The organism is Saccharopolyspora erythraea NRRL 2338 (genome assembly GCF_000062885.1).
Classification (GTDB): Bacteria; Actinomycetota; Actinomycetes; order Mycobacteriales; family Pseudonocardiaceae; genus Saccharopolyspora_D; species Saccharopolyspora_D erythraea.
Map to the genome: position 1 here is coordinate 2,529,979 of NC_009142.1, position 12,417 is coordinate 2,542,395.

Genomic DNA, 12,417 nt, shown 5'->3' on the forward strand with positions numbered 1-12,417 from the left:
TCAGCTCCGTTTCCCGGTTGCGGCCGCGGTTTCCTCGACGGTGCGTTCGATCCACGCGTCCGGGGCCAGGGCCTTGTGCGCGTAGGCCGCGCCCGCCGAAGCGTGCGGCAGGATCAGGAACCGCTCCGCGGCGAGTCCCTCGACGACGGACTCGGCGACCTCCTCCGGCGTGCGCAGCGGTGCCGCCGCCGCGATGGCCATCGCCGCCGGGTGCCGCGCCTCGATCGCGGGCATCAGCAGGTCGGTGCGCACCCCGAGCGGGCACAGCGCGCTGACCCGGATGCCGCGCTCGCGGTAGGTGATCGCGAGCCATTCGGCGAGGCCGATCGCGGCGTGCTTGGTCACCGTGTAGGGCGCGTCACCGGGCGCGCTGAGCAGGCCGGCCCCGGAGGCGGTGATGAGCAGGTGGCCCTGCCCGCCGCGCAGCATCGCGGGCAGCGCGGCCTGCGCGGCGTGGACATGCTGCATGACGTTGACCTCCCAGGAGCGGGCCCACTGGGCGGCGGGCGCCTGCACCCCGGTGCCGAAGGCGACTCCGGCGTTCGAGCAGAACAGGTCCAGCGCGCCGTATTCGGCGCGGGTCATGGCGACCAAGGCGCGCAGGTCCTCGCGGGAGGTGGCGTCGGCTGCTCTGGAGAGGGCGGTGCCGCCGGACTCCACGATCGAGTCAGCCACGGCGTCTGATGCGTCGCCGTCGATGTCGGAGACGATCACGGCGCGCGCTCCGCCGCGGGCGAAGCGGCGCGCCATCGCGGCGCCGATGCCGTTTCCGGCTCCGGTTATGACGACCACGCGGTCAGCCAGATCCACAGGAATGCTCCAGTTCGGTTCCGAGTGAGCGGGTTCACGGGTTCGGAATTGTCAGGCACACAACAATTCCGCGGTGAGCGGGAACTCGCGCGGGGTGAGTTCCGGGGGACTGCCGCCGAATCGCGGCGAGGCGAGACTAGCACCGTCGATCTTGCTCGAAAAGTGCTGAAGCGCGGCTCAAACCGGGCTCAATTCCTGCTTTGTGGACGGTCATCGCTTCCGGATCCGTTGCGGTTCGCAGTGGGTTGCTCCTATTCATTTTCTGGCGCGGCCGATTCCGTCTGCCGGCCGTCTCGTCAGTGCAGCCAGGAGGAGGGGTTCCCATGTCTGTGGCCGGTTCCGGTGGCCCGCTGTGGCCGCGGACGCGGGTGCTCGGGATGAGCCCGGCGGGCGTCGCCGACGCGCACCTGGTGTCGGCGGTCTCGCGCGGCGGAGGGTTCGGGGTGCTCGACCTCGCCGGCATGCCGACCCGGGCCGCCGAGGCGCTGCTGCGCGTCCGGAACACCTCGGCGGCCCCCTTCGGCGTGCGCAGCGCAGGCGGCTGCGAGCTGGGACCGGGGGAGGTGCTGGCCGGCCCGGGTGTCGGGGCGGTGGTGCTGGGAGCGGGTTCGCCGTGGACCATCCGCTCGGTGGCCGCCCAGTCGCCGGCCGCGGGCCGGATCATCCTGGTCGAGGTCACCGACCTGGACGAGGCGCTGTGGGCGGTCGCCGATGGCGCGGACGGGCTCATCGCGCGCGGCAACGAGGCCGCGGGCCGGGTCGGTGAGCTCAGCTCCTTCGTCCTGTTGCAGCGGCTGCTGGCCGACTACCGCGTGGACCTGCCCGTGTGGGTGTGCGGGGGGATCGGACCGCACACCGCCGCCGGGGCCGTCGCGGGCGGTGCCGCCGGAGTCGTGCTCGACAGCCAGCTCGGCCTGTTCCCGGAGAGCAGCGCTCCACGCCGGTTGCGCGAACAGCTGGCGCGCGCCGACGGTTCTGGGACGGTGGTCGTCGACGGTCACCGGGTGCTCGCCGCCGGGACGCCGGAAGAACCCGGGACCGGCTCGCGACCGGTGCCGTTCGGGCAGGACGCGCACCTCGCGTCCCTGTTCGCCCGCCGCTACGGTACGGCCGAGCAAGCGGTGCGCGACATCGCGGCGATCCTCGCCCGGCCCGCGCAGGACGTCGACCCGGTGGCCCAGGGCGCACCGCTGCGCCGAACGCTCGGCGCCGACCTCGCCGTCGCCCAGGGCCCGATGACGCGGGTGAGCGACCAACCGGAGTTCGCCGGGTCCGTGGCCGAGCGCGGCGGTGTGCCGTTCGTGGCCGTCGCACTGGCCGACGGTGCCCGCACCACCGAACTCCTGCGCCGCACTGCCGACGTCGTCGGTGACCGGCCCTGGGGCGCGGGCATCCTCGGCTTCGTCTCCGACGACCTGCGCGCGCAGCAACTGGAGGCGATCCGCCGGGTGCGGCCCCGCTGCGTGTTGATCGCCGGGGGCAAGCCGGGGCAGGCCGCGCGGCTCGAGGCCGAGGGGATGGCGACCTACCTGCACGTGCCGTCGCCGATCCTGCTGCGCCAGTACCTCGACGCGGGTGCCCGGCGCTTCGTGTTCGAGGGTTCGGAGTGCGGCGGGCACATCGGGCCGCATTCGAGCTTCTCCCTGTGGGAGGCGCAGCTCGACGTGCTCGGCGGTTTCCTCGACGAGCACCCGGACGCCCGGGTCGAGGTGTTCTTCGCCGGTGGGGTGCACGACGGGCGGTCGGCCGCGATGGTCGCGGCGATGGCGGCGCCGGTCGCCGCGCGGGGTGCGGGCGTCGGGGTCCTGTTGGGTACCGCCTACCTGTTCACCGAGGAAGCCGTCGCGCACGGTGCGATCACCGAGCTCTTCCAGCGCCGCGCGGTCGAAGCCGGCTCGACGGCGACGCTGGAGACCGCGCCCGGACACCTGACCCGCTGCCTGCACAGCCCGTTCGTCGAGGAGTTCCGCACCGCCTCGCGGGAGCTGCACGCCGACGGCGTGCAGGCGCAGGAGCGGTGGCGACGGCTGGAGGAGCTCAACACCGGCCGGTTGCGGGTCGCCAGCAAGGGGATCCGCAGGGAAGGCGCCGACCTGGTCGCCGTGGGCGAGCGGGAACAACTCGCCGAGGGCATGTACATGGCGGGCCAGGTCGCGGTCCTGCGCGAGGAGACCACCGACATCGCCTCGCTGCACCGCGCCGTGACCGAAGAGGCCGCCGCCCTGCTGCGCGACCGCGCCGCGCAGAGCAGGGCGACGGTCGCGGAACCGCGTCGTGAACCCCTGGACGTGGCCATCGTCGGCATGGCGTGCGTGTTCCCCGGCGCGCCGGACCTGCCGGCGTTCTGGTCCAACGTCCTGCGCGGAGTGGACTCGGTGACCGAGGTGCCGCCGGAACGATGGAACACCGAGGTCTACCACCGGCCACCGGAAGAGGCCGAGCCCGGTACGACACCGTCGAAGTGGGGCGGTTTCCTCCCGCCGGTGGCCTTCGACCCGCTGTCGTTCGGCATCCCGCCCGCTTCGATGGGCAGTATCGACCCGTCCCAGCTGCTCAGCCTCCAGACCGCCCGCCGTGCGCTGGAGGACGCCGGATACGGCGAGCGGGCTTTCGACCGCGTGCGCACCAGCGTGATCTTCGGTGCCGAGTCCGGCGGCGACCTGGCCGACGCCGGGGTGCTGCGCGCCTTGCTCCCGGCCTACCTCGAGGTGCTGCCGCCGGAGCTCGACGAGCAACTGCCGAAGCTCACCGAGGACTCGTTCCCGGGCACGCTGGCCAACGTCATCGCCGGGCGCATCGCCAACCGGCTCGACCTCGGCGGGGCGAACTACACCGTCGACGCGGCGTGCGGGTCGTCGCTGGCCGCGATGGACCTGGCCTGCAAGGAACTGGTCCAGGGCAGCAGCGACATGGTCCTGTGCGGGGCAGTCGACCTGCACAACGGCATCAACGACTACCTGATGTTCGCCTCGGCCGGGGCGTTGTCGCCTACCGGCAGGTGCAGGCCCTTCGACAGCGCGGCCGACGGCATCGCTCTCGGCGAGGGGGTCGCTTGCCTGGTGCTCAAGCGGCTCGGCGACGCGGAGCGGGCGGGCGACCGGGTGTACGCGGTGGTCAAGGGCATCGGCGCGGCCAGCGACGGACGCTCGCTCGGGCTCACCGCCCCGCGCCCGGAGGGGCAGCACCGCGCGCTGGAGCGCGCGTACCGGGCCGCGGGCGTGGCGCCGTCCGGCATCGGGGCGATCGAGGCGCACGGTACCGGAACGGTGGTCGGCGACGGTACCGAGCTGAGAACCCTCACGCGCTTCTTCACCGAGGCCGGGGCCCGGCCGGGAGGCTGCGCGCTCGGCTCGGTCAAGAGCCAGATCGGGCACACCAAGTGCGCCGCCGGGCTGGCCGGTGTGATCAAGACGGCCCTGTCGCTGTCCTTCGGGGTGCACCCGCCGACGCTGCACCTGCGGCAGCCGAACCCGGCGTGGGATCCGGACTCCAGTCCCTTCCGGTTCACCACCTCCGCCCGGCCGTGGACCGCGCCGCGTTCCGAGCGGGCGGCCGGAGTCAGCGCGTTCGGCTTCGGCGGGACGAACTTCCACGCGGTGCTCACCGCCGGCCCGGCCGGTGCGGCCGAACGGCACGGGATGCGCGACTGGGACTGCGAGCTGTTCCTCTTCCGCGGCAGGGGAGCCCGCGACGCGATGGGAGAACTCCTCGCTCTCGCGGAGCGGGCAGAGCTGCCGCTGCACGCGCTGGCCGCCACGGCTTCGGAACGGGCGGAACAGGAGTCCGGCTCGGTGCGGTTCGCCGTGGTGGCCTCCGACCCGGCCGAGCTCGCGGAGTCGCTGCGGGCCGCCCTGGCCGGCGAAGAGGCACCCGGGCTCTTCGCTGCGGAGGAAGACCGCGATCCGGGGCGGCTGGCGCTGCTGTTCCCCGGCCAGGGGAGCCAGCGGCCGGGGATGCTCGCCGGGCTGTTCGTCGCGCTTCCCGAGCTGCGCCACCTGCTCGACGTCGACCCGGCCGTCTCGGCGGTCGTCTACCCGCCACACGCCTTCGATCCCTCGGTCGCAGCCGCGCAGTTCGAGGCACTGCGCGACACCAGGATCGCGCAACCCGCGCTCGGAATCGTTGAAACCGCGTTGTGCGAACTCCTCGCCCGCCTGGAGGTGCGGCCGGACGCGCTCGCCGGGCACAGCTACGGGGAGCTCGTCGCGCTTTCGGTCGCCGGGTCCTACGACTACCCTGCGCTGCTGCGGATGAGCCGCCGCAGGGCCGAGTCCATCCTCGAGGCCACCGGTGACGACCCCGGAGCGATGGCCGCGGTGCAAGGGTCCGAAGTGGACGTCGCAGTGGCGCTGGGCGCGCTCGACGTGGTCGTTGCCAACCACAACTCCCCGGAGCAGGTCGTCATCTCGGGGACGACCGGGGCGGTCGAGGAGGCGGTCCGGCTGCTGCGGGAGAAGTCGTTCGGCGTGAAGCCGGTCCCGGTCGCGTGCGCGTTCCACAGCCCGTTGGTCGCCGGGGCCCGGGACGGCTTCGCCCCGGCGGTTGCGGCCGAACGCGTCCACCCGCCGCGCATACCGGTCTGGTCGAACCGCACCGCCCGCCCTTACGACGCGGTGGACGCGGAGCAGGTGCGCGCGGAGCTCTGCGCGCAGATCGGCGCACCGGTGCGGTTCGCCGAACAGATCGAGGACATGTACGCCACGGGGGTGCGGACTTTCGTCGAGGTGGGACCGGGCTCGGTGCTGACCGGTTTCGTCCGGTCGGTCCTGGGCGACCGGACTTACTCGGCTATCGCATGCGACCCCGGTACCGGAGGCGGCCTGCGGGGACTGCTGACGGCGGCGGCGCGCCTGGCTGTGGCCGGTGTGGAGGTGCGGACCGAGTGGCTGTTCCGCGGCCGCGCCGGGATCGGGGAGCCGGTCGGCGCGGACTGGGTCGTCGACGGCCACCGGGTCCGCAGGAAGGACGGCGGCCGGGTGCCCAACGGGCTCCTGCCCGCCCGGCGGCGGCCGATCGCGGTGGTCGCGGCGACGGAGACATCGGAGACGACAGTGGATGAACGTGAACGGATCGTTAACGAGTTTCTGCGCGGCAGCAGGGAGATGGTGGCGGCGCAGCGCGACGTGCTTCTCGGCTACCTCGACGCGTCCCGCGCGCCCGCACCGGAGCAGCCGGCACCCGCCATGCCCACCCGGCACGGGGCCGAGGTGGAGCGGGTCGAGGACCTGCCGACTGCCCGGCCGTCCGCGCCGGAGACCGGCGAAGAGATCGACGCGCACCGGGTCGTCGTCGAGGTGATCGGAAAGCGCACCGGCTATCCCGCCGAGTTGGTCACCGGCGATCTCGACCTGGAGACCGACCTGTCCATCGACTCGATCAAACGCACCGAGATCGCGGGCATCCTGCTCGCCGAGCTCGGGATCCAGGGCGGGGTGAGCGCGGACGAGCAGGAAGAACTGAGCAGGCAGCGGACGGTGAACTCGATCGTGCGATGGATCGAGCAGCGCACTGGAGGCGGCAGCGCGGTGCAGCGCCTGGTCATGCGCGTCGTACCGGCGGCCGAGATCGCCAACCACGAGACCTGCGAGGTGGGCGAGAAGGTCGTGGCCGTGGTGCACGAACCGTCGCAGTCGCTCCTGCGCGACGCCGTGCGCGACGAACTCGAACGCCACGGAGCGACGGTGCTGACCTCGCAGCACGACGAACTGCCGTCCGGCCGTTTCGACGTGCTGCTGTGCCTGAACCCGCTGGCGGGGAGCGACGAGCCCGTCGTCCCGCAGGTCTTCGGCCTGCTGCGCGACGCGGCGGCACGCGGCGCCTCGGCGCTGCTGGTCGCCGCCCCGCTCGCCGCCGACGCGGCACCGCACGACCACGCGGCGGGATTGCGCGGACTGCTGCGCGCGGTGTGCAGGGAGCGCGATGACCTGGCGGGCAAGCTGGTCGAGCTCGAGGTGGGCGAGCCCGCCGCAACCGCGCGCGAGCTGGTGAGGGAGCTGCGCACCGACGACCGCATCCCGGTGGTCCAGCGGCGCGCCGACGTGCGCACGGGCTTCCGGCTCGAACCCGAACCCCTCGACCGCCGCCCGCTGCCCGAGGCCGCCGACCTCGGGCTCGACGAGAACTCGGTGGTGCTGCTGGTCGGCGGTGCCCGCGGAATCACCGCCCGCTTCGCGCGCGAGCTGGCGGCCACGACCGGGTGCCGCGTCGAACTGGTCGGCCGCACGCCGTGCCCCGCCGCGCCGGAGGATACGGCCACCGCGGGGGTCACCGATCCGCAGGAGTTGCGACGGGTGCTGGCCGCGGACGCGTCCTCGCTGGCCGAGGCCGAGCGGCAGGTCCACGCGCTCCTCGCGCGCCGCGAGGTCGCGCGGACGCTGGAGGAGATCCGCGCCACCGGAAGCCCGGTGACGTACCACAGCATCGACGTGCGCGACGGCGCCGCGCTTGGCCACCTGGTGAAAGACCTGCACACCGCGCACGGCGGGATCGACGGCGTCGTGCACGCCGCCGGGGTCATCGACGATCGGCGCATGGCGGAGAAGGACGACGCCTCGTTCCGCGACGTCTTCGCCACCAAGGCCGAGTCGGCCAAAGTGCTGCTGGACGCGCTCTCCCAACTCGGTGCGAGACCCCGGTTCGTTACCTTCTTCGGCAGCATCGCCGCGGTGCTCGGCAACCAGGGCCAGACCGACTACGCCGCCGCCAACGACGCGCTCGAATCGCTCGGCGCGGCCTGGTCCGCCCGCACCGGCAACCGCGTGCTGACCGTGCACTGGGGGCCGTGGGCGCCCAGCGCGGAACACGGCGGGATGGTGTCGGCCGAACTGGCCCGCGAGTACGAGCGTCGCGGAGTGCGGCTGATCGACCCCGGCGACGGGCCCGCGTGCCTGTTGCGCGAACTCGCGTACGGCACGGCGGAGTCCGTGGTCTACGCGGCGTCGACGTGGTGAGCCGTCAGGAGCCGGTCGCGATCGTCGGGATGGCCGCGATGTTCCCCGGCGCGCCCGACCTCGACGCGTACTGGCACAACCTGGTCACCGGCGTCGACGCCATCACCGACGTGCCGCACGACCGCCGAGACCCGGACTTCCACGACGCCCGCGCCGGCGGACCGCTGCCGCCGGACCGCACGTATTGCCACCGGGGCGGATTCCTCACCGAACCGGTGTCGGTCGACGCCGGTGCGTTCGGGATCATGCCGAACTCGGTGGAGGGCATGGAACCCGACCAGCTCATCGCGCTGAAGGTCGCCGCCGACGCCGTGGCCGATGCCGGGGGACGGGCTCGGCTCCGCGACCGCGACCGGGTCGGCGTCGTCCTCGGCCGCGGTGGCTACCTCGCGCCCGGCCTGCTGCGCTACGACCAGCGTGTCCGCACCGTGCGGCAGGTCCTGCGCACGCTGTCGGAGCTGATGCCCTCGATCGAGCCCGACCGGTTGCGCGAGGTGCGCGAGGCGCTGCTCGACCCGCTCGGGCCGGTGCGGCCGGAGTCCACGATCGGCCTGGTGCCCAACCTGGTCGCCTCCCGGGTGGCCAACCGCCTGGATTTCGGCGGCATCGCCTACACCGTCGACGCGGCCTGCGCCTCCTCACTGGTGGCGGTGGACCACGCGGTGCGCGAGCTGACCGGTGGCCGGTGCGACGTGGTGCTGGCCGGGGGCGTGCACCACTGCCACGACGACACGCTCTGGTCGATGTTCACCCAGCTCGGCGCGCTGTCGCCGAGCCAGCGGATCCGGCCGCTGTCGCGGGAGGCCGACGGGCTGCTGATCGGGGAGGGCACCGGCGTGGTCGTGCTCAAGCGGCTCGCCGACGCCAGGCGCGACGGCGACCGCGTCTACGCCGTCATCCGCGGCGTCGGCGGCTCCAGCGACGGCCGCCGCTCGAGCCTGCTGCACCCGGACTCCGGCGGGCAGCTGCTGGCGCTGCGCCGCGCCTGGGAGGCGGCCGGGCTCGACCCGGCCGAGCCCGGGTCGGTGGGGCTGCTCGAAGCCCACGGCACCGCGACCAGGGCCGGGGACGAGGCCGAGATCAGCACGCTGGCCGAGGTCTTCGGAGGGCCGGGCGGGCCACCCGCGGTGATCGGCTCGGTGAAGTCGATGATCGGCCACGCGCTGCCCGCCGCGGGGATCGCGGGCCTCATCAAGGCGGCTCTGGCCGTCCACCACCGGACGTTGCTGCCGACCCTGCACTGCGCCGACCCCAACCCGCTGCTGGAGACCACGCGGTTCGGCGTGATCGACACCGCCCGCCCCTGGGAGGACACCGGGCCGAGGCGGGCGGCGGTGAACGCGTTCGGCTTCGGCGGCGTCAACGCCCACGTCGTTCTCGAAGAATGGGAGAACCGCGTTGCGGGGCGGGTCTCCGTGCGGGAGCCGGAACGGATCCTGCGGGTGTGCGCGAGTGGTCCGGAGGAGATGCGGACCCTGCTCGATCGGCCGGACCGCGAACTACTGGGGAGCGGACCCGTGCCGACCGGCCCCTGCCGGATGGGAATCGCCGACCCGACCGCGCATCGCCTTTCGGTGGCCCGGAAGGTGGTCGCCCGCGGACAGGGCTGGCGCGGGCGCAACGACGTCTGGTTCACCACATCCCCGCTGCTTGAAGCCCCGGACGCGAGGACGGCTTTCGTGTTCCCGGGCCTGGAAGCCGAGTTCGCCCCGCGCTGCGCGGACGTCGCCGTCCACTTCGGACTCGACGTGCCGGAGGTGTCCGACGACGACCTGTCGGCTCGTGCCGCGGCGGTGAGCGGGGTGGGCCGGTTGCTGGCCACCGCGCTGCGACGCCTCGGAGTGCGGCCGGACGGGCTCGCCGGGCACAGCATCGGGGAGTGGACCGCGATGGTCGTCGCCGGGATGCAGCCCGAGGTCAGCCAGCGCGGCGCGCTGGAGCGGTTCTGGCCCGGCGGGTTCGAGGTTCCCGAGGTAGACTTCGTGGCCCTCGGTTGCTCGGCGGAGGAGGCCGGGCGCCGGATCCGGGGCCTGCCCGAACTGGTCGTCTCGCACGACAACGCACCGCGCCAGTCCATCGTCTGCGGATCCCCGCCGGCGGTGCGGCGGCTTGCAGGGCGATGCCGGGCGGACGGCGTCTTCGCGACGGTGCTGCCGTTCCGGTCCGGCTTCCACACGCCGATGTTCGAGCCCTACCTCGCGCCGTTCGCGCGCCTGCTCGCCGAGCTGGAGCTGCGTGCGCCCGAGGTGCCGGTCTGGTCGGCGACGACGGCCGCGCCCTATCCGGCCGAGCCCGGGGAGATCCGGGAGCGCTACCTGGAGCACCTGGTGCGCGCAGTGCGGTTCCGCGATCTCACCGAGGCGATGCACGCGGCGGGCTTCCGGGTGTTCGTGCAGATGGGGCCCGGTCAGCTCGCGTCGTTCATCGCCGACACCCTCGGCGACCGGCCGCACCTGGCGGTGAGCGCAGGATCCGCGCGGCGGGACGGTATGGCGCAGTTGCGCCGGGTGCTGACGGCGCTGTGGGTCGAGGGGGCGGCACCGGACTTCGACGCGTTGGACGGCCGCACCGGCGGAGGGTCCGGCACCGTGCGGCTCAGCACTGGCACGCGTCTGCTGTCGGTCGCCCCGCACACGCGGGGTCTGCTGGACCGCGCGCCGGGCGTGCGGCCCGGGCGGCTCGGCGGCGGTGTCGCGGCGGAGTTCGACGGCCTGCTCGAGCAGACCAGGCAGGCCGCCGTGGTGGTGGCGGAGGCGGCCGCTGAGCGTGCTCGTCGCGACAATCGGTCCGCACCCCTGAAAACCGCCCAGACACCGCAGTCGGATGAACGAACTGCGGTGCTGCCGGTGTCGCTGCGCACGATGCCCTACCTGCGCGACCACCGCTTCTTCCGCCAGCGCGCGGACTGGCCCGACGAAACCGACCGCAGGCCGGTGGTCCCCGCCACCACCCTGATCGACCTCGTGTTGTCCGAAGTGGAGCGTGCGTGGCCCGGAGGGGTGGTCGTCGCCGTGCACGATGCGAGGTTCCACCGCTGGCTGGTCGCCGCGCCCGACCGCGATGTGCCGGTGCGCATGCGGCGCGATGGCGCGATGGTGTCGGTGTCGGTCGGGGAGTTCGCCTCCATGGCGGTGGAGATCGCAGGCAGCTACCCGCGCACCGCGCTGTGCGAGGAGACCGGCTCCGGCGCACCGGCACCGATGACCGCGAGCGAGGTGTACCGGCAGCGGGAGATGTTCCACGGCCCCGGGTTCCAGGGGCTCACCGACATCACCTCGATGGGGCCCGAGCACATCAGCGGGGAGATCACGGCTCCGGCGGCCCCGGGCGCACTGCTGGACAACGCGGGCCAGCTGCTGGGCTGCTGGCTGATGGCCAGGGAGCCCGACCGCCTGCTGGCGTTCCCGTCCGGGATGGGCCGGATCACCTTCTTCGGCCCGCAGCCGCCGCCGGGCGCGCACCTGAGCTGCCACGTGCGGGCCCGCACGCCGGACTCCTCCACGCTGGAGATGGACGCCCATCTGGTCCACAAGGGACAGGTCTGGGTCGAGATCACGGCGTGGCGCGACGTCCGGCTCGAGTGTGACCGCCGCGCGCACCGCGTCTACGCGTTCCCGCAGCGGAACATGCTCTCTGAGCGCAGGCCCGGTGGCTGGACGCTGGTGGAGGACCGCTGGCCCGGCCCCGCGTCGCGCGACATCTACGCGGGAATCCACCTCAGCGCACCGGAACGCGAGGTCTACGACGGGCTGCGGCCGGGTCGGCAGCGGCACTGGCTGCTCGGGCGCATCGCGGTGAAGGACGCCGTGCGGTCGTGGCTGTGGCAGCACGGCGAACGGTCGGTCTACCCGGCCGAGATCCACGTGCGCAACGACGAGCGCGGCAGGCCGTATGTCACCGGCAGGCACCGGGAGCTGCCCGCGTTCGCGGTCTCCCTGGCCCACAGCGGGGACATCGCGGTCGCGCTGGTGCGGGCGGGCGCCCACGGCCCCGCCACCGGGATCGACGCGCAGCAGGTCACGCCGATGTCGCCCGCGCTGCGGACCGCGCTCACCGGAGCCGAGCACGAGCTGCTGGCCTCGCTGGCGGGCACCGGCGACGAGGCGCTGTGGTTCACGCGGTTCTGGGCGGCCAAGGAAGCCGTCGGCAAGGCCCTCGGTACCGGGCTGGCCGGCACGCCGCAGGACCTCGTCGTGGTCGCCGCCGACAGGAGCAGGGCGCGCGTCTCGGTGCGCACCCGCGGCGAGCCGCGGGGACGCGCCTTCGTCGTCGAGCACGTCCAGGTTTCGGGCAGAAGCGCGAACGACTACGTCGTCACCTGGACCGTCGAGGAACAACGGGAGATCACCTTGGAGAAGCTGCCATGACCACCAACCCGACCACGAGCGCCGACACCTTTCCGGTGGTCGCCGACCTGCTGAGCACGCTGGTCGGCGACGCCGAGGTCCTGGGCACCGAGATCACCCCGGAGACCACCTTCCACGAGGACCTGCGGATGGAGAGCGTGGACCTGGTGACCTTCGCGGGCATCCTCGCCGAGCACTTCGGCGACCGGGTCAACCTGGCCGAGCACCTGGCGGACAAGGAGCTCGACGAGGTCATCGCGCTGACCGTCGGCGACATCGCCGAATACGTCGCCGAGCGCATTGGGAGCTGA

At 73.3% G+C, this 12,417-nt stretch carries 4 protein-coding genes; 3 read left to right on the top strand and 1 reads right to left on the bottom strand.

Annotated elements, in window-relative coordinates; all coding sequences use genetic code 11:
* Positions 1-810, bottom strand: a complete 810-nt coding sequence (locus SACE_RS11420) for an SDR family oxidoreductase (protein ID WP_009950142.1) — start codon at positions 808-810, stop codon at positions 1-3.
* Positions 811-1,133: 323 nt separating this feature from the next.
* On the opposite strand from SACE_RS11420, the gene SACE_RS11425 reads away from it, so the two are divergent.
* From SACE_RS11425 to SACE_RS11435, 3 genes are read left to right on the top strand one after another with little or no spacing between them, the layout of a single operon-like run.
* Positions 1,134-7,760 (top strand): type I polyketide synthase, encoded by a 6,627-nt coding sequence (locus tag SACE_RS11425; protein WP_011873648.1) that lies wholly within the window; start codon positions 1,134-1,136, stop codon positions 7,758-7,760.
* Positions 7,757-12,127, top strand: coding sequence for a beta-ketoacyl synthase N-terminal-like domain-containing protein (locus SACE_RS11430; protein ID WP_085982034.1), 4,371 nt, complete (start codon positions 7,757-7,759; stop codon positions 12,125-12,127). The genes SACE_RS11425 and SACE_RS11430 overlap by 4 nt, the downstream gene beginning before the upstream one ends.
* Positions 12,124-12,417: a phosphopantetheine-binding protein gene (locus SACE_RS11435; protein ID WP_009950137.1), complete on the top strand. Its 294-nt coding sequence runs from the start codon at positions 12,124-12,126 to the stop codon at positions 12,415-12,417. Before SACE_RS11430 ends, SACE_RS11435 begins: the two co-directional genes overlap by 4 nt.